Here is a 25332-nt window from a genome sequence, read left to right as displayed (position 1 = left end):
GCAGGAGCCATGGCGGATGATTCGGGCGGTCTGAGCATCCCCAGTACCGAGAACTGGACCGAGTGGACGTTCGAACAGGCTCTCAAGGCGCTGACCGGCGAGGGCGAGGACCTCCACGCGGCGGCCAAGGCGACCTGGTTCAACTTCAACCCCAGCCCGGGCGCGAGCGACCACATCACCTACCACGCGTGGGGTGACTACTACTACGGCGTCAACGTCAACGACGACGCGGTCACCAAGTGGGTGCAGGCGGTCGACGCGATCAACGAGATGATGCCGGACGTCGCCCGGGGCAAGCGCGGCAGCATGGACCTGCAGACCCTCAGGGACCTGGAGGGGGCGATCCGCGACTTCGGCGGGTGGGCCCAGGCCGTCGGTGGCGGCATGACCCAGTGGGCCAACCGGCTGGACTCCGACGACTCGTCCTTCCGCGGCAAGGCGGCGTTCCTGATCTACTGGCGCCTCAAGGTGAACGGCGACGGCCTGAACGACACCTATGAGCAGGTCAACAGCAGGCACGGGCGGCCGATCGCGGACGCCGTCGGGGACGCCGCCGACGAGCTCGCCAGCTTCAACTCGACGATGTCGGGGCACTGGAACACCGCCTACATCCTCAACATCCGGGACTGGATCAACAACTCCCTCGGCGCAGAGATCAACGCGGTGGCCGGCTACATCGACGACAGCGGCCTCCAGCTGGGGCTGCCGAACTACAAGCTCAACGCGTTCAACAGTGACGTGGACGCCGGCAAGGCGTTCATCCGCAACGTCCTGCAGAACTACCCCAAGGGGGACCTCACCAGCGCGAGCGGATGGCAGAAGATCGGCGATTCGATCACCCAGACCACCCTCGACAACCTCAAGAACCTCCTCGACACCTACGCGCAGACCGCGATCTCGACGCTCAAGCCCAAGTACGTGCTGGCGACCACCTCCCTGATCGAGATCACCCCGCCGCCGACGGAGACGGCTCCTCAGCCCGATCCGTCGAACGGAGACGGCGGTGGCGGCGACGGTGGTGGCGGCGACGGCAACCTTCCTCCGCCGCCCGACGGAGGCGGCGGGGGGAACATCCCTCCGCCGGACGGAGGCGGCAGCGGTGGCGGAGGCGGCGACATCCCGCCTCCGGACGGTTCCGGTGGGGGCGGCGGTGACATCCCGCCTCCGGACGGCTCCGGCGGGGCCGACCTGCCCGGTGCCGGCGGTGGCGGGGACGGCGGGCTGAACGTGCCCGGCGGCGGGGGCGATGGTCTGAACGTGCCCGGCGGCGGGGGCGACGGTTTGAACGTGCCCGGCGGTGACGGGCCGCCCGCCGACGGCGGTGGCAACGGCGCGTTCATTCCCTCGCTGGTGCCCCCGGGCGGTTCCGATGCCGGCGGCGGCGGTACGGGCAAAGGGGTCGGACCGGGCGGAGACGGCGCGTTCGACGAGAACGGCGGCGGCGACGGCGTGATCACGCCACCTGACGGGGGCACCGGCGGTTCGCTGCTGCCTCCGGGAGCGGGCAAGTCGGACACGGCCGTACCGCCGGGAGGCGGTGCCGACGGCAGCGGCGGCTTCGGCTCCGACCCCGGCAAGAACTTCGACCCGAGCGGCGGTCTCGGCGACGGCCTGGGCGCCGGCGCGGGTACAGGAGGCGGCCTCGGCGGCGGTTTCGGCGGCAACGGCTCCAGCGTCGGTACGGGTGCCGGCGGCGGTGTCGGCGGTGTCGGCGGTGGACTGGGCGGCGGTCTGGGCGGTGCCGGTGGGGTCGGCGGCGCGGGGCTCGGCAACAACGGTCTCGGTGGCAACGGCCTGCTCGACGGGGTCCCGGCGAAGCTCACCGGCGGCAGCCCCGGTCTGAACGGCGCGCCCGGATCCTCGGGTGGCAGCGACGGCTCCGGTGGGGTCCCCTTCTTCCCGCCGATGATGGGCGGCGCCGGCGCCGGAGGTGAGAAGCCGCAGGAACGCGAGCGGCAGACCTGGCTCGCGGAGGACGAGGAGATCTGGGGCACCCGCGTCGACGTCGGCTCCGGAGTCATCGGCCGCCTCGACGAGGAGGAGTTCGAGGTCGAGGAGATCCCCCTGGCCGGACCCTCACGCCGGGCACGCCCGGACACGCGACGGCGGCGTCGCGACGAGGACGAACGGCGCAAGGAGGAGATCCAGGCCCCCGGCGAGGAGTCCGGTTCCGCGTCGGCGACGTGACATCGGCACGAACCACCCGAAGGAAGGAACAATGTCGAACCCCCCGGAATACGACATGGGTCAGGCCATCGCCGAGCTGCGCGCCGAGCAGGCCCGCATCCAGGCGGCCGGCGAGCACATGGCGAGCGTGACCGGTTCCGCGTCGTCGGCGGACCGGATGGTCAGCGCGACCGTCGACAGCCAGGGCCGGCTCGTCGAGCTGAAGCTCGCGGGCACCCGCTACCGCCGGCTCGCCCCGGCGGAGCTGTGCACGCGGATCGTCGCGACCGTGCGCGCCGCGCAGGAGAACGCGGCCCGCGAGGCCGCCACCGCGCTCAGCGGGTTGCTGCCGCCGGGACTCGGCCTCCCCGTCGACGGCGACTTCGACCTCGACGCGATGTTCGACGCCGCGGTCTCCGCGGCGATGGCCTCGGCCCCCGACACGAATGAGACCTCCCCGGAAGGAGCGGACCTCGATGGCTGACGACGGCACGTTCTCGGTCGACATCGAAGAGCTCAGGCGCGGCGGCGTCGACATCGAGCACCTGGCCAACCTCGCCGCCACCATCTACGGCGACCTGCACAACGTGACCAGCAAGTACGGCCGCAGGCTCGGCGGCAACGGAGACACGCAGAAGGCGTTCGAGGCGAACTACTACCCCGCGGCCGAGGACAGTGAGGGCTTCCTGCGCGACCTGAAGGACCTGGTCGACACGCACGGCGGCAAGACGATCCTGCTGGGCGGCCTGTTCGGTGACGTGAACGACACGACCATCACCGAATCCGGATCCGGCGGCCACGGCCGTAAGGGCTGATCCGCCATGGCGATCGAGGTTCCCGAGGGCGTACAGGGGCTGTTCCTCGTCCTGACCGGCGAGAAGTGGCCGACCGCGAACGAGGACGCGTTGCGCGAGGTCGGCAACGCCTGGGGGACCGCCGGCGATCGCCTGGAGAACGAACTCGCACCGTACCTGCTCCAGGTGGTCCAGAACATCAGGGCGAACTTCACCGGAAAGTCGGCGATCAAGTTCGCCGACATGATGGCGCCCTATGTCGTGGACCAGCCGCGGTACGTCCCCCAGGCGGCCGCGCAGTTCCAGCAGCTGAAGAAGTTCCTGCTGGACGCGGCCACCCAGGTGGAGTACGTCAAGATCATTTCAATCGAGGAGCTGGTGCTCCTCATCGCCCAGATCGCCTGGGCGATCGCGATGGCCTTCTGGACCGACGGCGCCAGCATGACCTGGCTCGCGGCCCGGATGGCCATCGTCCGGTTCCTGCTGAAGACCTGGTGGGGACGCCTGGTCCTGCAGTTCGTCCTCGCCGAGCTGTTCGGCATCGCGTTCCAGGTCGCGCTGGACGTGCTGACGCAGGCGATCCAGTTCGCCAAGGGCACGCGGACGAGCTGGGACGTCCAGGCCACCATCAGCGCGGTCGAGGTCGGCGCGATCGGCGGCCTGCTGTCGCTGCCCTTCTCGGCCATCAGCCACTTCCTGTCGCACCGGCTGACGAACGGGCTCACCAGGCTTCTCGGCCGTGAGGTCAACGTCACGACCCTCCAGCCCGTCGTGGTGCGCGCGGTCAACGGGGCCGCGCGCGACCTCGGCAAGGACACGCCGATCCCGCAGGCCGCCAAGAGCGTCACCGAGCACCTGTTCCGAGCCGCGGACAAGCCGCTGCGCATCCGCCTCACCGAGATCGGCGTGCCGGCGATCATCGAGATGACCGAGGAGGGCCTGCACGAGGCCATCACCGAGGGCGTCGTCATGGCCGTCAACGGGCAGGGTTTCCAGTTCAACCCCTTCTCCTTCACCTCCGGGGTGGCCTCCAGCATCGCCACGCAGGGCGGTCACGGCATCGGCAGGCTGCTGGCCACGCCCAAACCGGTGCGGCAGGGCTACACGGCGCTCGGCGACGGCGGCGACGAGCACACGCCGCTGCTGGCCGGCGAGACCTCCGACACCGAGACCACCGAAACCGTCGACGACGGTGAGTCCCTGTTCGGGCACTCCGACGAGGACACGACGACGCCTGCCACGTCACCCGCGTCGAGCCCGCCGTCCTCCCGGCCGTCCTCACCGTCGCCGGGCGACGGCATGAGCCGGAACACGACGCGGCCGTCCGGCTCGGCCCTTCCGCCGCGAGTGCCGCCGAAGGACACCGGCTCGCGTACCGGCCCGGTCGTGGGCGTCTCGCGGAACGGATCGCCGTCGCCGAGCCGCGACGCGCAGACCCCACCGCCGGTGCCGCCGAAGGACGCCCCCTCGCGCACCGGCCGGACCGGCCCGTCGACGAACCTGCCGCCGAGCCGGGGCCGTACGAACACGGCCTCGTCGGAGTCCACGCCGACCACGCGTTCCTCGACCGAGACGCTGAAGGGGAACCAGGACGGCCAGAAGACGACGTCCTCGTCGTCCTCGCGCAACCCGTTCCGCGAGGGCAGCCGGTCCACGACCACGCCCCCCTCAACGACGACCCGGACCGGAACGAACACCGGCAACGAAGAGGCGACCGCCGGGGCCGGTCAGGGCACCGGTGGCCGTTCGACCGACCGGGCCACGACGAACCCGGGCGGGCCGAGCCGGTCGCAGACCAGGCTTCCCGGCGACGACCGCACCGCGAACGACCGCGGCGCCGGAGACCAGAACGGCGGCAGCCGGTCGCCGCAGCGGCAGACCAACCCGTTCCGCGCGCGGATGGAGGAGCGGGCCCGGGCGGCTTCCGCCGGCGAGGGGACCGCACGGACCGAACTGCCCGCCGAGGTGATCGACGACGCCACCGTCGTCCCCGCGACGCGGCTGGCCTCCCTGGACGTCTCCCACGTGCCGCTCGCCAAGAGGCTCGTCGTGGACGCCGGCGAGGGAGAGGTGCTGCCCGCGCACGAGGTCCAGGCCGCCGCGGACCGGATCGGCGTCGAGGTCGTGGCGCGGGTGGACCGCGCGCAGCTCGGGAACGGCCGGCGCAAGGGCGTGCAGTGGATGAGCTTCCCCGCGGACGGGGGCCGCCCGAGGCCGCTGCCGATGCCGGCGCCGGTCACGCCCGCGTGGTCGCACACCCCGCTGTCCGACGCCGAGTTCCGGCAGGCCTACCCCTGGCTGCCGAACATCAACCCGATGTACGTCACGGGCGGGGACTACCTGACGAACTGTCTCCTCGCCGCCATCGGCGTCGAGCTCACCCTGCAGGAGGCGCAGCAGAACCCGGACGTACGGCCCGAGGACCTGCACTACTACCAGGTGCCGCCGGAGCAGCAGGCCCCGTACGAACACCTCGCCAACATGGGCAAGGGCGACCCGGTCGACGTGCCCGGCTACCGGGCGGTCGAGCACGCCATGAAGGCGGCCGGCGACGGCGCGCGCGGGATGCTCCTCGTCGGCCGGAGCGGCAACGACATCGACCACGTGTTCAACGTCGTGAACAGGAACGGCCGGATCGTGTACCTGGACGGCCAGAAGGGGGCGCAGGCGACGCCGCCGGACCGGTTCCGCAGCCTGCAGTTCCTGCCGACCAGCGAGGGGTTCCCCCGTACGGCCATCGCCGAGCGCTCGACCCCGTGGTCCCACGGCGCGTACATCGGGTCGGACCAGCCCGTGGTCACCGGTGGCGAACGTCTCCCCTTCTCCGGCCGTGGCGAGGTGCTCGGCGAGGGCGACGGCACGGGCGGCATCCCCGGCATCGATCCGGAGACACGGAGGAGACGGGCGGAGGAGAAGACGGCCGCCCGGCAGGAGAGGCCGGCCACGCCGTCGGGCACGGCACGGCCGCCGCGCTCGGGCAAGGGGTACGACGGCGACCCGATGACCTTCGCCGACCTGCCGGAGACCACGCCGCCGAAGTTCCCCGGAACCGGCCGGACGCTGGGCAGCGGCACGAGCGGCATCCGCCGTCTCACCCGCGGCGAACGGGCGAGATGGTTCGTGGAGCGGCGGAAGCGGCTCGCCGCGCGGGCGGGCGAGAAGGCCGGCCGCACCGAGCCCTTCTCCGGAGCCGGCCACCGGCTGGACGAGGGCGACGGCAAGGGCGCCGGCATCCCGGGCCTGGACGACGACGCACGCGCCGAGTCGGCGGCCGCGCGCGCCGAGAGAGAGCGGCAACGGGCCGAGCAGGGCAGACCGCCGGTCAAATCCGCGCGGGCCCGGTCCGACCGCACCGGCAAGGGGTACGGCGGGGCCCCGATGACCTTCGCCGACCTGCCGCCGGAGCCGTCGCCGATGGAGCAGGCCGCACCGTTCACCGGCGAGGAGCACGACGGCGATCCGATGACCGCCGACGACCCGACGACGGAGCGACCGGAGCGGTTCCCGGGCGACGGTGAGGTGCTGGGCCAGGGCGACGGCAAGGGCGCGGGCATCCCCGGCGTGGACAACGGCACGCGTGAGAAGGCGAAGGCCGAGCGGGCGAAGCTCGGCGGCTCCCCGGCCGAACCGGTCAAGCCCCGCCCGGCGAGGAAGGAACCGGTCACCCTCAAGGATCTGCGCGACGCAGGGGCGAGCGAGAGCGTGGCCGGGAGCACGCTGCGGGTCCATGACGGCAACGGCACGATGACCGTCCTCGAGCAGCCCGAACGGGTCACCGAGAAGAACACGACGACCACCGAGACGACGGATGATCCGCCGCCGCCGCCGCCGTACGGCGCGGCCGGCCCGGCGACGCCGGACACCACGAAGATCAGCTCCACGGACGTGCGTTCGGGCACGAAACCTCCGGCGTCCCGTACCGGCGAGAGCCAGAGCACCGCGGACCCCGCCCTGGCCGAGGCCCGTACGACCCTGAACGGGCTGGACCCGGAGCGGCGCGCGGAGGTCATGAACGAGGCGGAAACGATCCTCGGCGATCTGAGCGGACTGGCGCCGTCCGTACGGAACGTGGGCGACCAGGTCTCCCGCCTCGACCGGGCCGGGGTGCTGGTGGCCGCGGCGATCGCCCACTCCGGGCGGGCGGCCGGGGAGACGCTCGCGCGTGAGCTGGCGCGGCAGGGTCTGCACGAGCCGTCGCCTCAGCCCGTCCCTCGCGTCACGGTCGACGGCGAACGCCTGAACCTCGCCCGGGCGACGCTCGATCTGATGAAGAAGATCTCCGAGGACCACTACGCGCAGGTTCTCCAGGAGGCCCGGCTGATCGTCGGGCACCTGGCCGGCCGGACCCCCTCACCGTCCGCGACGCGGGGTAACGCGCGACGGCTGGCCCTCGTCTGGCTGCTGACGGCGGCGGAGATCCCGTGGGCCGGCCACCAGGCGGCCGAGAACCTCGCGGCCGACATCCTCGGCCTGCCGCGCTCCTCCGCCTCCGGCGTCCGGTCCCGTAGCGTGACCGGGTTCGCGAACGCGGCCCGGAACGACCCGGGCCGGGCCCGTACGACGCTGGGCCTCATGTCGGACGTGCGGGCCGAGGGGTTCCTGAACGAGGCGGACACCATCCTGCGGGAGGTGACCGTCCAGACGTCCGTGCCCGAGGGCGGCGGCCGCGCACGGCGGGAGCAGCGGCTGCTGGTCGCCGCGGAGCTCGCCCGGTCCGGGCGCCGGGCCGGGACCGCGCTCGCACGGGCGCTGGCCGCGGAGAGCGCGCGGAAGACCGCCTCGCCCAAGGCCAGGACGCGCTCGGGTCCGCGCAGGCAGGTCCGCTTCGCCGACGAGGTCACCGTCCACGAACAGACCCGGGACGTGCTCGAACACGAGTCCGACGTCGAGGACGAGCACGGGCAGGACACCTCCGAGGCGGCCGAGCGCGACGGCGGGGCGAAGACGCTCCCGCCCATGCGGGTCGAGGACGTCATCCGGGAAACGCGCGTGGGCATGGTCGGTGACCGCGTGGTGGCGATCTGGCTCCCGGGCGCGCCGGAGACCGGGCCCGCGTTCGACGCCGAGACCCTGACCCGGCTCGGCCGGCTCGCGCCCGAGGAGATGGTCCTGGTCTTCGGCGCCGTCCACGACGGCCGGGTGACGACCGGTGAGCGGGAGATCTCGGTGGACGCGCTGGCCGCGGCCATCGCGGGCAAGGCGCCGGGGATGAAGCCGTTCCTGCTGATGTCCGGGGGCGCGAGCGTCGCCGAGCCGCTGTCGCGGGCCCTGGACGAACCGGTGCTGGCGACTTCCTACGAGGTCGAGTACGACACCGAGACCGGCGACGTGGTGTCCCGCCGCCCCGGCGGCACGACGGAGGGGCCGACGCCGGAAGAGGACTGGTTCCGCGTGTTCTCCCCGGGCGACGAGCACGGGCAGCCGATCCTCAGGGCGCTGTTCGACGGCGCCCGCGAGGGCTGGCGTCCGCGGGACGAGAGTCCCGGCCACCCACCGAGCCGGTTCGGCGGGTCGGAACGCGGGAGGAGGGAGGAGCCGCGGATCGCGCCGCCCCGGCCACCCGGCGGCCCGCTGCCGCCGCAGCCCGTCGCCACTCCCATCGCGGCCGACCCGATGATCCGCTCGATCGGCGTGCCGCGCGCCGGCCTGCCGCAGCAGCCGGAGCTCCTCGCGCGTATCCGCGCCGAGCTGGACGCCGAGGGAGTGCGCTACGACGAGAACGAGCTGAACCTGCTGGCCCACCGGCTGCTCGCCAACTATCCGTACCTCCTCGGGGACGGCGCCCCGATCGGCACCAACGGCCTGCAGGTGCCGATCGGCGACGCGGAGCTGCTCATCTCGCTGGAGGCCACCGACCCGCACACGCTGAACAACCCGGCCGGCTCGACGCTGACGCCCTCACAGCTGCCGCCGGTCGAGGGCGAGCACCACGCCGTCGACACCATCAACGCCACGTACGCCACGGGGGCGCACGTCCAGACCCAGGCCGGGCAGACCGGCGCGACCCGCGGCGCGCTCTCGCTGACCTTCGGCATCGGCGTGAGCCCCGGCGTCCTGCAGGTCGTCAAGGTCGGCGGCGGCATCTCCGGCACGACGAACCAGTCGAACCGCAGCGACACCCACATCGCCGACGCCGAGGGCGGTCACGTCGAGGACAACCGCACCGAGGCGCGCCTGGTCTCCTACACGCCGAAGTGGTCCTTCAAGCTGCGGACCGACGCGAACCAGAGCTGGGCCACGACCAACGTTCACCGGCTCGGCGGCCGGACCGACGAGCGGCTGCTGCTGTGGATTCCCGACCACTACCTGGACACCGCCCCGCCGGACCAGGTCACCGCGACCGGCCCCGCGGTCAAGGTGAAGGAGCTGCCGGCGTTCTTCTCCGCGTCGGGCCTGACGAACCTCCCGCGGCTGTTCGACGAGATCGTGGCGACGCTGCGCGGCCAGGGGCTCGACCTGCCGATGGGCAGCTCGATCCGCCAGGAGCTGCTGCAGAAGCTCTGGAACCTGAACGCCCACCTGGACGAGGCCGTGAACACCAGGCGCGGCTACCGGATCACGCTGCACAACAAGTACGGGCGGCCGGTGGCGACGGTGGCGGTGAAGTCCGAGCGGCTGGCCGCCGCGCCCCGGGTCGGCGCGACCAGCGACAAGGCGCACATCGAGAACGTGCGGACCGCCATCGACGGATCGAGCGGCGGCCACACCATCACCAACAGCAGCACGCTGACCCTCCCGAGCCTGGAGTTCGACCTGCTGCCGAACCCGCTCGGGCTGCCCGACGTCGGCCTCGGCGTCAGCACCTCGCTGAGCTTCACCTCCTCCAACGCCGACGGGATATCGACGGGCCGGGTCGGCCTCAACGTGCTGGTGCCGCGCAACACCTCGCACACCGCCGCGTACCGCATGTCCTTCTCACACCGGGCGGCGGTCAGCGTCCGCACGGGCGGCCGGCCGGACGCGTCCCGGACCACGAGGCCGGTCCGCGGCGACGCCCTGGTCCGGATGCCGGAGGCGGCGGCGTACGAGCACGGCTTCTCCGTCGACCGGGAGGCGCTGAAGCAACCGCCGCCGCACGGCGGCCCCCAGCCGTACGCGCCGAACGCGATCCGGAACACCGGCAGGCGCGCGGGCGACCCCGCGACGAAGCCCGTGCCGCAGTACGTCGCGGACGGCAAGGGCGTCGGGATGGGCCTGGTCATGGTCGCGGACGGGACCGTTCAGGCGCTCCAGCAGCAGGTCAAGGACGAACTGCGCGCGCGTGGTTTCCTGCCGGCGAACGACGAGGACCCGTTCGCCGGATACTCCTGGTACGGCCACGGCAACAAGACCGACAGCCTGCTCGACAACCTCGAACTGGTCGAGAAGATGGTCTCCAGCCGTGGACTGGACTCCCACTACGACCAGATCCACCAGGACGGCATGACGTTCACGCTGCGCAAGCGGCGTGGCGGCGCCGGGGTCGACTGGGACGTCGACTCGGCGAAGGTCACCATCACGGCGACGCCGCACACGGCCAGACCGCCGCGGTTCATCCGCAGCACGAACGAGTTCCACACCGTCAACCTGGCGATGGGCATGGACAGCGCGGGCATGTCCGTCAGCCACTCGCGCAAGCTCGCCTGGGGCGTCAAGCTGCGGGGGACCTTCAAGGTGCTCAAGGCGGCCCTCATGGGCATCGAGTTCCAGCGGGTCGTCGGCGCCTCCGACTCGCTGAACTTCCTCAACAACCGTCCCGAGCTCCTGGAGTACCCCGGGGAGGTCGACGAGTTCGCGCTGACCAGCGACTACCACATCCGGATCGAGTACCAGCACTCCGGCCGGCAGGGCAAGGTCCGCAAGGGCAGCCGCGACCCCGCGGAGATGCACGTGCGCGACCAGACCGCGCAGGCGTACCTGCTGCCCCTGGGCGCCGGGCCCCAGCACGGCCCGAGGTCGGCGGGTCCGACGCCGGCCGAGGTGCTCGACCAGGGCGTCGTCTACTTCCTCGACACCACCGGTGTCCGGGACGCGGTCCAGGCGCTCGGGGACATGGCCGACCCGGCCGGCACGGCGTCCTCGATCCGCGACACATTCGCGAGCACCATCGAGCTGCGGGCGCACCTGAAGGAGATCCTGCAGGGCGAGTACACCACCGACCGTCCGTTCGAGCCCGGCCTGTTCCGCGACACGTTCGGCGCCATGGACATCAGCGGCGAGATGGGCGCGTCGATGTTCACCGGCGCCACCAACGACAAGTTCGTCCTGGGCGTCATCAAGCTGTGGCTGGCCGAGAACCGCCTCACCGACACCAGCTCCCTCGGCTGGAGCTGGGACCAGCTCGACGTCGCGGTCGGCGGTCCGGCCGGGCACGCCACTCTGGTCGGCGAGACCGACGTCAACCGGCACTGGCAGCACAACCGCTCGACGGGCAGCGGCCGTACCGGCGGCAAGGAGCTCATCCAGCTCGACTTCAACCGCGTGTACTCCTACCGGAGCACGGTGAACCTGACCGTCCGCAGCCGCCGGGAGAAGCACTCCAAGGTCCTGCCGAGCGGTTCTCCCCGGCACCACTCCGAGCCCGTGCCGGCCCGCACCGTGGTGTACCTGCTGCCCGAGCCGGAGGCGCTCACCCGGTACGCCGACGGCGTCCTCCCGGTCTCCGACGCCCAGCTCAAGGACGCCATGCTCCGCTGGCGCAACGGCAGGCTCAAGCTGAGCGGCGACCTCGTGGCGCGGATCCTCATGCGCTGGAACAAGGAGGCGCCCGGCCTGCCACGGGAGGCACGGGTCAGCCGCGTCAAACTGGCGCGGGCGCTCGCGCGCATGCACCGCATCGGCACGGTCCGGATCCTCGACGACGAGGTACGCGCGGACTTCAACGCGGCCTTCGGCCACGCGCTGGAGGACCCGGCGTCGCCGTATCTCCATCCGCGGATGCCGGCGGACGTCGTCGCGTACGCCGAGGGCCGCGCGCCGATCACGGACCGGCGGCTGGCCGAGGTCCTGGCCGGCTGGCGCAGTGGCGCGGTGCGGCTGAGCGGCGACGTGGTGGCGCGGACGCTGATGCGCTGGCACGCCGACGCGCCCGCGCTGCCGGGCACGCTCCGGCGCGGGCGCGCCGCGTTCGTCGGGGCCCTCGTCCAGCGGCACCGGTCCGGCGGCGCGCCGATCGACTCACCGGAGATCCGGGAGCGGTTCAACCAGACGTTCCGGCAGGACCTGTCGCACCCGCCGCGCCCGTACCACCTGATGGAGATGCCGGAGTACCTGACCCGCGACGACCCGAACGGCCGGGTCCTCGGGCACTCGGGCGTGCACGACCTGGACTATGACGGCCACCGCTCCACCTATGAGATCGTCCGGGAGCAGATCGAGCAGGTGGCCCCCGGCATGCTGGCGGCCGGCGCGGAGATCTGGGACGGCCGGGGCCGCCGGATCGGCCGGATGCAGGGCGGTGTCGACGCGTTGCAGTCGATCCTGGCCCGTGGCCGCGACCAGGCGATGTGGGAGGACGTGCTGGCCAAGGGCGGCTACTCGCTCTACCTGGTCAATCCCGTCGGCTGGTTCCTGACCGACGTCGTCGAGATCAACCTGGCCGACGTGCTGACCTCGGCCCCGGAGGTGCACGACTTCAAGCCCGACACCGGCCTGGAGAACTACGGACACGGCTACATCGCCACGGCCAAGTCCAAGTCCCGCGACGGCTCGCAGGCGTGGGTCTTCCCCAAGTTCAGCGCGGGCGGCGACCGTGCGAGCGGCCCGGTCGACCTCAAGGCCTCCGAGGGGCACCATCGGGGCACGACCCGGGCGGAGAACGCGGTCAGCGAACAGACCGTCTACGACTGGAGCGGTCACTACCGGGTGCGGTTCCGGCACCGGCTGACGGTGCGGGTCCAGCGGTTGAAGATGCCGGGCCGCCCGCTGAACAACCTGCTGCTGAAGAGCTTCGGGAAGTGGACCCGGCACGGCCGGACGTCCCAGGCCGTCGCGCACGGCACGCTGAACCTCCAGGTGCCGCGCGCCCTCGCCGAGGCGGGGCGGCAGCGGGGGCCGGAGCAGGTGCGGAACATCGTCCCGCTGCCGAAGCTGCCGGGCAACGCCTACGTCACCGGCGCGATGGTGGACGACCTGCTCCCGGCGGGCCGGAAGATGCTGGGCGGGCTGTTCGGCCCGCGCTGGTACGAGAAGGCGCTCGGCGCCAGGGCGAACGACCCGAAGACGCGCTCCAGCCTGTCGCTGCCGGTGCTGCTGTCGCGTTCGCACCTGACCAACCACGTGCGCGAGGCGACCGGCGGGGACAGGTACAAGCTGGCCGACAACCTGTTCATCCCCGGCGACTCCAGCGAACGCGCCACGATGTGGATGCAGGGCGACCTGTTCGACGCGCAGGTCGTGGGGCGGATGTCCGACGGCGGCACCGGCACCGGGCGTTACATCAAGCACCAGAGCGGCACCACGGTCAACAACAGCTCGGACCTGGGCCGGGTCGTCGGCGAGTACGCCGTCAACGGCAACGACACGATCCGGCCGCAGAACCTGCCGGCCGACGCGCCACCGCACCGGCCCGACCACGACTGGGAGTTCAACCACTCCGGCAACCGGACCACGTCGGCGAACCAGAACAGCTCCGGCACCGAGAACTACCGCCGCGAGCAGCACGCCAAGGAGCTCGGCTCGACGCTGCTGATCCGCATGCGCGGCCGGTTCTGGCTGGAGGCGCAGAAGACCCGCCACCACCTGTTGCGCAAGTCCCACGACGTGGGCGACCCGGTGCGCAGCGACCCGGTCACCGGCGACGTGTACGTGGAGATGTTCGAGGCCCAGTACGAGGAACTGCGCGCCCAGATGGCCGCGAACACCCGGCAGGCCCAGCAGGCGCTGCGGAACCGGGTCGTCCCCGCCGCCTGGCGGGGCATGGACGACGCGCCCGCCTTCGACCTTCACACGCTGCTGGTGGACGCGGGACGGAACGGCCTGGACGCGAGGCGCGCCCACCACGGCGTGGTGCGCCACATCCGTGAGCACGCCGGTGGCGCCCGCCGGCTGGCGTTGCGCTTCGGCCGGGAGGCCGAGGTCCTGCGGTACCGCGCCATGCTGGACTGGGCGATCCGGACCATCGATGAGGACCTGCGCGCCGCCCGTGCGGTGGATCCCACCGTCGCGGTCCCGCCGTCGCTGGCCCGCTACCGCGGGTACCGCGCCGTGGACGGGATCCCCAGCGGCCTGCCCCGCCCGGTCGCGGCCGAGATCACCGCGATGATCAGGGAGGTCAACCGGATCCACGACCTGCGCCCGGACAACCCGCTCGGGGCTCCCGCCGCGCTGCCGCCGGAGGCGTCACTGCTGTCCATGGACCCGGTCCACCTGGCCCGTGACGTGGCGAACGAGCTGAACACCCACGTGCGGCTCGACATCGAGGACCCGGGAGGTACGAGGGTACGCCGCTGGGTCGACCCGGCCGGGCGGATCTACGCCTTCGACCCCGCGACCTTCAACGACATCGCGCTCACCGCCGACCAGGCGACGCGCGCCGGGCTCTGGTCGGACCAGATCCGCCGTGAGGCCCTGGCCCACGGACTCGGCCCGGTCGACCTCGGCCGGTTCTACCGCACGTCCTGGGCCGACCAGCGCACCTTCGAGCAGGCGGTCGCGGCCGAGATCGCCGAGCGCCGGGCGCGGCTGGAGACGGTGTACCCCGGACTGGCCGGCATGTTCGACCGGGCGCTCGCCGCCGCCGAGGAGTGGCACGCCGAGGTGCGGCGGCTGGAGCTGGAGCAGGCCGAGCTGGCGCGGGACATCACTCGCGCCGAGGAGGCGTTCGACCGCCGGAACGACCAGCTCGGCGAGCTGGACGGCGAGCGGTTCTCCCTGTCGCTGGAGGAGTCGCCGGACCGGGACGCGCTGCGCCGGAACGCCGAGCGGACCCGGACCCTGGAGACGAGCCGGGAGCGACGGCGGCAACGGCTGGAGGAGCACCGGCGCCGCGACGCGCGGCTCACCCGCCGGCTCGACGACGCACGCGCGCGGGCGGACGACGCGGAGGCCGTCCTCGGCGACCTGCGCGCCACCGGACAGCAGGACGAGGACGACGCACGGGAACGCTGGTCCGACACCGCCGTCGAGGACGTCGGACGGCAGGTGACGGACCTGGAGACCCTCACCGAGGGCAGGCGGGTACGGCAGGCGTACCGGCAGCGGGCGGCGCGGACGACGGCCGAGGCGATCGAGGACATCGAGTCCACACTCCGGCAGGCCGGGCCCGGCGCGGTCTCGCTGGTCGTCACCACGGACGCGGACGGAACCGGCGGCCGGTTCATCGTGGTCGAGCACGAGGGCCGGGTCAGGTGGTTCGAGTCGCTCTCCGGACTGCGGGTGGGCCCACCGACCGACGCCCAGCGCGTGTACTCGCTCGACATGGACGCCCGCGGCACGCTGGTGAACCCGCCCGCCGAGCTACGCGGAGCCGGACCGCGCGAGACCGCGTTCGGCCCGGTGCGCGACACGGCGCTGGCGATGGTCGCGCACCACCTCGATCCGCGCGGCCGTCACCAGGACGCCTGGGCGGTCGCCGAACGTGAGCGCCCGGCGCTCGTCCTGTCCGCCGCCGCGTTCGAGTACGAGGTGGCCGCCGAGGACGAGGCCAGAGCCGCATCGACGGCCGGGCCGGACGCGCGGATCGTCAGCCTGTCCACCGCGGCGCTCGGGCCGCTCCCGGCCGATCCGCACCTTTACGCCCACATCAGCGGGCGGCACGGCATCGGACCGGCCGGCGCGGTGACACTGGGCTGGCGGCCGGTGGGGCGGCTCGCCGACTTCGCGCCTCTGCTGTGGCTCCTCCGGGGCGGTCCGCGGCGGGTGCCCACCGCCGCGGACGTCGTGCGGACCGCGCTGGGCGCCGCGGTGAACCACCTGTCGGGCCGCTCCGGGCGGACCGATGTCCAGCGGGTCCGCGACGCGCTCGGCGACCGCGTCGGCCGGATCACCGAGACGCCGCGGGAACTGCCGGCCGGCCTGCCGGTCGGCACCTGGGTCTGGTTCACCGGTCCGGTCGGCACCGGTGTCGCCGTGGTGACGCCGGACGGGTACCGCGTCCACCTCACCGGCCGTACGGACACGACGGAGGAGACCGAGCAGGACGTACGGGACGAGCTCAACGGGCGGCCCCACACGATCGTGGTCAGCCGCGTGCCGGTGGGCGCCCGCAGGTCCCCGGACCGGAGCCCGGCCGTCCCCTCCTCACCCGGCCCGGACACCTCCGGCGGCACGGCACGCTCCACCGGGACGCGGGGCACCTCGCGCGGCGACGGCACGCAGCGCGGGACGGGCACACGGCGCGGGGGCCGGGGGGCCGGCGGGCGGCGCGGCACCGCGCCCGCGGACACGTCGCAGCAGGTGGCGGTGGACCGGCCGCTTCCGCAGACACCGCACCTGTACGTCGGGCCGGACGGGCGCTACCGGGTCGCGGCCGCCGGCTCACAGAACCCGGACCGGCGGGACCTCGGGCCGCTCTCCGCGTACGCCCCGATCTCGTGGCTGTCGCGCGGCGGCCCGGCCCGGAACACGACGGTCGCGGACGTCGTGGCGACCGACCTGGACCGGGCGACGAGCTTCCTCACCGAGGCGAGCGTGACCGGCGAGACCGCCGAGACGGTGCGCTCGCTCATCGCCGGCACCACCGGGCGTACCGTCGAGACGACCCATGAGGTCCCCGCGAACCTGCCGCCGGGCACGCTGATCTTCTACACCGGCCCGGTGCACACCGGCGCCGCCGTGGTGCTGCCGGACGGCCGCTACCGGCGCACCGGACCGGGCGACACGACACTCACCACGCAGGACCGGGCCGGCCTGTCGCCGGTCAACGACGGCCGGCACACCGTCGTCATCGCCCGGCCCCGCCGGAGCGCGCCGGCGAAGGCGACCGCGTCCACGTCCACGGGCTCGAACGAGGTCGAGAGGGCGGCCCGGCGAGCGGCCGAGATCGAGCAGACCGCGTTCGACCCGGCCCGGCTGGACCAGGTGCTGCGCGACCGGCGGCTGCGGGCGGTGGAGGTCCCGCTCGACAACAACTGCTTCTACCACAGCCTGCTCGTGATGGCCGGTCCGTACCTGGCCCGGCACATCTCCGGCCTGGACGTCCAGGGCGATCAGCGGGTCGCCGTGCAGCGCCTGCGGAACTGGCTGGCGGACCGGCTGCAGGCCGACCTCCTGGTGGCGGCCCAGGGCCTCCCGTCCCGCTACGGGGACTTCTTCCACGTGGCCGACAACGGGGTCTCGATCGCCGAACAGCAGCGCGCGCTCGTGAACCAGATCCGGCGGATGGACTCGTGGTCCAACGAGGCCGGCGACCTCGCCGCGCACATCGCCGCGAATGAGCTGGGCCTGCCGCTGACCCTGATCCAGGACCGTTACGTCACGCCGCTCGGCCCGGACGGGACGGCCCGGCTCAGCTTCATCCGCACGCCCGGCCACTTCCGCGGCGCGGAGAGCACGAACCCGTTCGCTCCGGGGGTGCGGTGGGAGAGGCTCCGTCCGGCGCTGCCCACGTCGGCCGAGGATGCCCGGAGACGGCTCCAGGCGCGGACCGAGGCGCTGGAGCGGCGACTGCACGGTGCCACCACCGACCTCGAGACGCTCCTGAGGCGGCTTCCGCCGAACACCGGGGCCGCGCGGCGCACCGAGGCCGAGGCGATCGTCGGCCGGTTCCGGCAGGGCCGCGCGCCCGACGCCCACCCGGACGTCCCGGCGCACATCCGCGCCCAGCACCGGCTCGACACCATGTTCCGGGAGGTACGGGAGCTGGAGCGGCTGACCACGGAGATCCACCAGGAACTGGGAGACCCGGGGCCGTCCACCGGCGTGCCGGACCTGTCCCCGACGGCGCCGGTCGCCCCCGAGGCGCCGAGCGGGGCCCCCTTCGCCGGCCCGGCGGGCCGGCGGAACCGCGAAGTGGACGACTATCTGGTGATCGAGGTCAACCGCCGGCTGGCCGAGTTCGGGGACCGCTGGACCGGCGGCGCGGTCGACGCCGACCAGGTCCGGCACGCGCTGGCCGAGCTGCCCGAGGGAGGTCCGAAGGACCCCAAGGGGCTGGCCACCGACATCGCCGGCCGGCTCGCGCTCGGCACGCCGCCGAGAGTGCGGGCCGGCGCGGTCGGCTTCGAGGCTGAGGCCCGCACGATCATCCTGCTCCGGGACGGACTGGACCCCTGGGAGAGCGACTTCCGGATCACCGCACGGGACGGGAGCTTCTCCGTCGTCCTCGACAACACCTATCTCTACGTCGCCACGGACGGGAGCGTGCACGGCACCGCGCAGGCCCTGCGAGCCGCCGGCCGGACTCTCGACCGGCAGGTGCCCGCGCGGGTCCTGGAGATCGTCACCGCGCCGATCGAGACGGTCCCCGGCGACACGGGCCGGGCGAACGGCGACCAGGTCCTCGCGGCGGTGGAGGAGGCCATCGAGCAGCTGGGTCGGCTCGAGGCCGGCCGCCCGATCGAGGAGATCTTCCCCGAGGAGTCGTTCACGTACTCGGACGACGCGCGGGGCGCCGTCGTCCATCCTGACCTCGCCGACCGCCCGTTCGACTTCCTCGTGCACTTCACCGCCGGGGTTCCGGTCTCGCGGATGCACGAGTTCCTGAGCGGCGTCCGCGATCACAGTTCCTCCCACAACGCGGCCCGGCAGCATCTCGCGGACGCGCTCAACTTCGGTAACGCGATGGCCGCCGACTACGTGCGGACGCTGCCCCAGTTCGCCGGCCACCGGATCCCGCCGTACGCGGTGGACCTGCTCACCGAGCGCCCGGACGTCAGCGCGCTGCGCGGCTTCCTGGCGCTGGTCTACGCCCAGGTCGGCCCCATCATGCACGGCAAGCCGGGCCGGAACGTGGCCCTCAAGGCGCGCGCGGCCGCGGCGTCGCGTACGTCCCTGGCCGGCGTCCGCAGGACCCTGCCGGACCCGGTCAGGTCGTTCCTCGCCTCCCACGCGCAGCACATCCGGGACGCGGTCGTGCGGACGGCGAGCGCCCGGCGGCCGGAGGTGGACGGCACCGACCCGCTCAGCGAGGAGAGCCTCGACGAGAGGTGGGGACACACGCTCGGCGACTACCTGAACACCGCGCTGCTGCCCGGCCAAGACCTGATCACCCAGGACGAGGCGCTCGGCGTGGACACGCACTTCGATGATCCGGACACCAACGACGGTCGCCTGTCTCCGCCCCTGGTCCTGGTCGAGCTGCGTAGTTTCGGACGGCAGCAGAACGGGCGCCACACCATGGCGGGCCTGCGGGACCGTTTCGAGACGGTGCAGATGATGGCGCAGGGCGCGCACCACGCCGCCCGAGTGTTCGGAACCCTCGCGAACACCGAGACCGGTCGCCGGCTGGCCGCCGCCGCGCCGGCCCGGCTCGACATGTTCCGCGGCGCCACCCCGCAGTGGGCCCGGCAGATCGACTCGGCCCTGGACATCGCCTGGCACCTCGATCCCGTCCTGCAGGGCCTGGAGAACGAGACGGCGGTCGTCACCGAGGAGCGCGTCGACACGATCGTCGGCGCGACGAGCGACATGCTGCGCGGCGACGTCAGGAGGGCCGCGGACCTCGTCACCGAGCTGGAGGGACTCGCCGCCGCGCTGCGCGGCGTCGCGCAGCGGAACCCGATCGTCGTGCGGTACGCCGACAGGGCGGTAGCGGCGGTGAGGAACGCGCTCGACCAGCTGCGGACGCTTGTGCCGCCAGGTCCAGGGCATGCCCACGTGCCGTCCAGCTCCGTGGCCGTGGAGCGGCCGGACGGCGAGCCGGTCGCGCCGCCCCCGCCCCTGCCGGCAGCGCCGAGCGCCGGCACGCTGACGCGCCTGCTAGCGCAGGCGCCGGGCGAGCCACGGAGCCACACCTGGTTCGATCCCGCGTCCCACCGGCCCGTCAGGTCCGCGTTCGACGTACGACGGGTCGAGCACGACGGCGAACGCGTCACCGAGCTCACCGTCGTGGTCCGGCTGAACCGCGAAGCCGGCGTCGGCGACGCCGACCTGCAGGACACCTGGCAACGCCTCACCGCCGGCGTCGAGGAGTTCTTCAACCGGCCGCGACACCGCTTCCGCCACGGCGACGTGACGGGCGACCTGTTCCGCGTCAGGGTCGTCCGCGCCGAGCCGGGCCAGGACGCCCACCTCGAGACCACCGTCGCCCCCTACACGCCGGGCCGGCTCATGACACAGCGGACCTGGATCATCGGCCAGCGCCCGGTCTTCTACGCCCACGAGATCGCCCACCAGCTCGGCGCCCGCGACGAGGCCGGCGAGACCTCACGGAATCATCAGGTGGGGCAGACCCTCCACACCATCTCCCGGACCGCGCGGAACGCGGGCAGCCTCATGGGCGACTTCGACGCCGCCCCCGAGGACGGGCTCTCCCGGTCCGGCCTGCGCGACCGCCACCTCGACCTGTTCGCCACCCTCATCGGCCACGTCAGCCCCTTCACGGGATCGGAAGGGGCCGGACGCCGGGGGTACCGGGTCAGCGACGCGGGCGTGATCCGGCTGCGGGACGGGCGGCTGCTGGAGAACGACGCCTGGGCCCGCTACGGGAGCGACTTCATCCACGTCACGACCGGAATGCTGCTGCGGCACCGCACCGGGGAGATCGAACAGCTCGGCGACTGGGGGCCGCTGCGCGAGAGCCTGGGGAGCGACGCCCTGATCCCGCACACGATGAGGGCCGACGGGTCGGCGATCCACCTGACGCCCACGGCGGGCGGCCCCCCGGTACGGGTGCCGCTCACCGACGACGGCCCGCCGAACGCCCACAGCCTGGCCGACGGCATCTACCAGGCGCTGTCCGGTACGCCGGAGGACCGCTTCGCGACCGAGTACGACGCGACCGTCGCGGAGTTCCCCACGGTCGTGCGGAACGACCACTGGACGGTCTGGGGGCAGGGGGCCGACGAGCCGGGCGAGCGGGTGTTCGTCGCCGAGAGCACGGCACTGGGCGGGCTGCGCGGACAGTACGACGCCGGGCCGCCCCGAGCCGGGCGGGTCGGCGACCCGGAGGGGCGGCTCCACGGCGAGGGGCCGGCCTGGAACTGGTACCTGCCCGGCCGGTCGACCCCGGTGGCCTCGTCCCGGCCCGGCGTGGACACGACGGGGAAGGTCTCGGCCGACCCGGGCGCGCCGGTCAGCCGTCCGAGCCCGCACGCGGTCTCGGACACGCCGGTCGTCGACCCGTCCGTGACCGCGGCCCGGCCCGGGCTGCTCGGCTCCGGGCTGCCGCACGCGATGAAGTGGCGTACGGACCGAGGCGGGACGCCGCTGCACAAGTTCAGCGACAAGAGGCCGCAGGAGGTGTTCCGCGACGGCCTGAGGCCGAGGGGCGACCGGCTCGGCCACCTGATCGACCACGTGTACAACAACCCCGCGGACACCGGCTATGTGAGCACCTCGCGCAACCCCGGTTACCTGCGGGACTCGGTGCGGAACGACCCGCGCGCGGCCGAGGCGCTGCACGGCCGGTACCAGTGGCGCTACGACGTCGTGCTGCCCGGCGGCATCGACGTCAACGCCACCCTGGACATCGCCTCGCCCTTCCCCGACCAGGAGGAGGTCGTCTTCCCCGGCGGCATCGACGTACGGTTCATCCGCGGGGTGCAGTGGCTGGAGAACGGCTCGCCCAGCGGCGCCTACATCCCCAACCCCGACTTCGATCCCGGCTTCCCGGATCAGGATATTCCGATCAGTAAGCTTATTTGACAGAATGCGTGCGCCGGTCAAGTGGATAGTAGAAAATTCGGATGTCGGCCCCGGCCATGGCCGGGGCCGTGCTGGAGACCGCGCATGTGCGGCACGCGGCAGGGCGGCGTGCCCGGTCCGGTGGTGGGAGGAGAACACCGATGACGGCAGCCGTGGACATGGAGATCCGGCACGGCGTGGTGCTGCCCAGGGTGACCGCGATCCCCAGTGTGGAGATCTTCTCGCCCGAGGCGGCCCCGGGGACGCTCGAACGGGTGACGAGGAGTTCTTCCGTCCGCGCCGCGACCGCGGTGTCCGTGCCGGTGCGACCGGGGCCACGGCGCCGCCGCGCCACGGTCGTCGCCCTCACCGCCGTGGCCGTCGCCGTGCTCGCCGCCGTCCCGCTGCTGGTGATCTCCACGCACGACTCCTCCGGTCGCGACGCCGCCTCACCCGCGGCGAACCGCGCCGCCGGGCAGAGCGGCCAGAACCCCGGTGCGCCGGCGCCGAACTGGCCCTCCGCCGCGCCGTCGGTGTCGCCCTCGACGGGCTCTCCGAGCGCCACGCCGTCCGCCAAGGCCAAGCCGGACGCGAGCGACGCGCATCACCCGAAGGCCGGCCCGAGCAAGGCCGCGGGACACGCGCCGCGGCCCGGGAGCGGCTCGGGAGGGCACGCCGGCGCGGCGGCGAACTCCACGCGCTCGATCACCAGTGCCGCCTCGGGCCGGTGCATCAGCGTGAGCGCCCATACCGCCAAGGACGGATCGCCGTTGCAGATCTATGACTGCAAGGGCGCTCGCTGGCAGAAGTGGACGTTCGAATCGGACGGCTCCGTGCGCTCGATGGGCATGTGCATGGACGTCGCCTGGGGCTCCTCGGATGACGGCACGACGATCCAGCTCGCCCGCTGCCACGGCGGACCGGCCCAGACGTTCGACCTCAACGGCTCCGGCGACCTGGTGAACAGCGGCGCCGACAAGTGCGTGGACGTGACGGACAAGAAGACGGCCAACGGCACCCGCCTCCAGCTGTGGCAGTGCTCCGGCACGTCGAACCAGAAGTGGAGCGCCGTCTGACTCCGGGCAGGCGTCATTTCACGGTACGCGCGCGTTACGGTCCGCCCGCAAAATGTCGAATAACAAACTGTATTGAACCGGTTACCGGAATGCCGCGTGTAACCGTACGCTGAACGTCGATCTGTAGCTGCCGAGAAGTCTGTCTCGTCCCTGCCGGACGGGAACGGCGGGTGAGGGGGAGACGGCCGATGTCCCTGCCGTCCGCACGCCGGTCCAAGAGGACCGGCCGTACGGCCAGAGCGGAGGAGACCTCCGGCGCCGCCGACCAGCGGGCCGGCCGGGTCGAGGCCGAGGAACTGGCCGGGCGGTTCCTGCTCAGTGCCGAGACGACGCGTGCCGAAGGCCAGGCCGACCTGGTCACGGCCGTGGAGCCGGGCGACGCGACGCTCGTCGTCGTCGCCGTTCCCGACGATCTCGCCGACGGGCTCTGGCCCCGGCTCGCCGAGGTGCTCACCCGGGCGCGCGAACGGACCGGCCAGGTGGTGCTGGCGATGTCGGGCGCGGGCATCGACCGGCAGGGGAGCGGCGCGCTGGCGCGAAGGATCGCCGACGACTGGGACATGACCGTGGTGGCCCCGGCAGGGGACGTCCTGCTCGTGCCCGGCGGCGCGCTGTTCGTGCGCGCGGAGGACGACGGTCCGGAGCCGCGGTGGTGGAGGTTCGCGCCGAAGACCGAGGCCCAGGAGCTCGGGCTTCGCTGGCCCCGGCCGGAGTGGGAGGCCGCGCTCGCCGACGTGACCGCCCCTTCCGGGGTCGTCGTCACGGCGGTGCCCGCCGGCGCGCTGGTCCGCCCGGCCGGCACGCCGGAACCGGACCCCGGCGACGTGGCGTACGCGATCCCGGCCGATCCCGAACGCCCGGCGGTCCTGGTCGGCGACGCCGAGGTGAGCGCCGCCGACCTCGTCGCGGTCCTGTCCGGCGCGGTCGGCCGGGCCGAATGGCGCCGGCAGCCGGTGCGGCTCGTGCCGGCCGGCGACGTGGACCTGCTGCCGCTCGGCCAGGCCGTGGCACGTGAACTGGGCGTCGAGGTGGAGGTGCTCACCGGGCCGCCGGTCGACTCCATCGGCGATACGGACGAGTGGAGGACCGTGCTGCTGGACGCCGGCGGACGGCCCACCTGGTCGCCGTTCGTGTCCTCCGTGCTCTGCGGTCCGGCCGGCCGCGACGGCGTGGCGCCGCCACCCCGCCCGCTGAACTGGCGGTCACCGGCCGAGGGGATGCGGGTGGCCGACGCGGCACGCGGGGTGCTCCGGCTCGACGACACGTGGCGCGTCGCGGTGACGCGCGCCGGAGTCTGGGCGTACCCGGTCGACGCCGATCCCGACCGCTTCCCCGACCGGCTCACCACCGCCTGGCCGGTCAGCGCCGGCACCCTGCGGGTCGACGTCGGCGCGTCCGGCCGTACCGTCGACGACCGGCTGTGGACGCCACTGGACGGGCTGCTCGACGCCCTGACGCCCGGCCCGCGCGCCCGGCTGCACCTCGCGGTGCACGGCCGTACGACGCCCGACGGCGCCGAGGCGGTCCAGCGCCTGGCCACCCGTCACCACGCCGGCCTCGACGCGGGACTCGACGCGGACCGGCCGGATCGCGGCCAGGCCGCGGCGAGCCCGGAGCGGGTGAGCACGATGTCGGACGGGTCCGCGCGGGCGCACGTCTCCGAGGACGCGGTCCACGCCGGCGTCGGTGGGACGGCCGCGGTGAGCGCCGTGCGTACGGAGGCGAGCGTCGCCCTGCCGGGAGCCGAGGAGGGGTCGGCTCCCGTCACGCCTCCCGCGACACGGACGCCCACCGAGAGCGGTGCCGTGACGGTCACGCCGGAGCACCGCAGCACCGACGAGGACCGCGCGGCCTTCCGCGCGATGGTCGGTCTCGGCTGGGACGCGCACGCGGCACCGGTCCGCCGGACGTTCTCCCGGCTACCGGCGATCGCGGCGACCGAACGCGCCGCCGCGGCCGTGGACCTGGTCGCCGTACGCCTCTTCCTCACCTCACCCGCGGACGGCGCGTTCGGCCCGGCGGCGGCCCGCTCGGGCGACGCGGCGCTGCGCCCGTACCTGGCGTGCCTGGCCTCGGGACTGGGGCGGCTGCCGACGTACCGGGGCGCGGTGCTGCACGGCGTCGACGCTCCCGCGCGCACGGACCTGACCGGCACGGTGCTGACCGAGCCGGGCCCCGTGGGCGGCCTGTCCCTCGCGGACGGCGCGGCCGGCTGGCCGCCGACCGCGACGGTGTACGTGATCTGGTCCGACACCGCACGCCGCGTGGCCGCCCTGTCCGACGCGGAGACGGAGAAGGACGTGGCGGCCCGGCGGGGCGACGTGGTGTTCGGCCCGGGCAGCCGGTTCGCCGTGCTCGACGTCCGGCCGGGCGACGCGGACACACCGGACCTCGTGCTGTTGCGAGAGCTCCCGGCCACCCACGGGAACGACGCCGCGCAGGGCGGTCATCTCGCGCTGACCCGCCTGAACACGGCACTGGAAGGAGTCCACGCCGCGGCGGCGGGCGCATCCCCGTGGCCCGCGCACTCTCTGGGCCCGCTCGGCACGCCGTCCTCGGCATCGGGACACGCGACCGCCTGATCACCGGAACGC

General features: G+C 73.3%; 6 protein-coding genes. All 6 read left to right on the top strand.

The features are described 5' to 3' along the window. The first annotated feature begins 9 nt into the window (after window positions 1-9). The 6 genes from QSK37_RS15460 (at window position 10) to QSK37_RS15435 (ending at window position 25320) form a co-directional block, all read left to right on the top strand. Window positions 10-2187: a hypothetical protein gene (locus tag QSK37_RS15460; protein WP_285621007.1), complete on the top strand. Its 2178-nt coding sequence runs from the start codon at window positions 10-12 to the stop codon at window positions 2185-2187. A 31-nt stretch (window positions 2188-2218) separates the two neighbouring features. Then, the gene (locus QSK37_RS15455) at window positions 2219-2650 is read left to right on the top strand and encodes a YbaB/EbfC family nucleoid-associated protein (protein ID WP_285621006.1); all 432 of its coding nucleotides are present in this window, start codon (window positions 2219-2221) and stop codon (window positions 2648-2650) included. Then, window positions 2643-2981 (top strand): hypothetical protein, encoded by a 339-nt coding sequence (locus QSK37_RS15450; protein WP_285621004.1) that lies wholly within the window; start codon window positions 2643-2645, stop codon window positions 2979-2981. Before QSK37_RS15455 ends, QSK37_RS15450 begins: the two co-directional genes overlap by 8 nt. Before the next feature lie 6 nt (window positions 2982-2987). Then, the gene (locus tag QSK37_RS15445) at window positions 2988-21683 is read left to right on the top strand and encodes a scabin-related ADP-ribosyltransferase (RefSeq protein ID WP_285621003.1); all 18696 of its coding nucleotides are present in this window, start codon (window positions 2988-2990) and stop codon (window positions 21681-21683) included. A gap of 140 nt (window positions 21684-21823) precedes the next feature. Then, the gene (locus tag QSK37_RS15440) at window positions 21824-22738 is read left to right on the top strand and encodes an RICIN domain-containing protein (RefSeq protein WP_285621002.1); all 915 of its coding nucleotides are present in this window, start codon (window positions 21824-21826) and stop codon (window positions 22736-22738) included. A gap of 188 nt (window positions 22739-22926) precedes the next feature. Then, window positions 22927-25320, top strand: coding sequence for a thioesterase domain-containing protein (locus QSK37_RS15435; protein WP_285620999.1), 2394 nt, complete (start codon window positions 22927-22929; stop codon window positions 25318-25320). The last annotated feature ends 12 nt before the right edge of the window (window positions 25321-25332 follow it).

Origin of the sequence: Actinoallomurus iriomotensis (assembly GCF_030269445.1) — a bacterium.
In the GTDB taxonomy this organism is placed as follows: domain Bacteria; phylum Actinomycetota; class Actinomycetes; order Streptosporangiales; family Streptosporangiaceae; genus Actinoallomurus; species Actinoallomurus iriomotensis.
Note: the sequence above shows the minus strand (reverse complement) of the source record. Positions and strands in the feature narration are given on the sequence as shown.

Coding starts and splice junctions, on each gene's coding strand:
- QSK37_RS15460 (WP_285621007.1), top strand. CDS start 10: ATGGCGGATGATTCGGGCGGTCTGAGCATCCCCAGTACCGAGAACTGG.
- QSK37_RS15455 (WP_285621006.1), top strand. CDS start 2,219: ATGTCGAACCCCCCGGAATACGACATGGGTCAGGCCATCGCCGAGCTG.
- QSK37_RS15450 (WP_285621004.1), top strand. CDS start 2,643: ATGGCTGACGACGGCACGTTCTCGGTCGACATCGAAGAGCTCAGGCGC.
- QSK37_RS15445 (WP_285621003.1), top strand. CDS start 2,988: ATGGCGATCGAGGTTCCCGAGGGCGTACAGGGGCTGTTCCTCGTCCTG.
- QSK37_RS15440 (WP_285621002.1), top strand. CDS start 21,824: ATGACGGCAGCCGTGGACATGGAGATCCGGCACGGCGTGGTGCTGCCC.
- QSK37_RS15435 (WP_285620999.1), top strand. CDS start 22,927: ATGTCCCTGCCGTCCGCACGCCGGTCCAAGAGGACCGGCCGTACGGCC.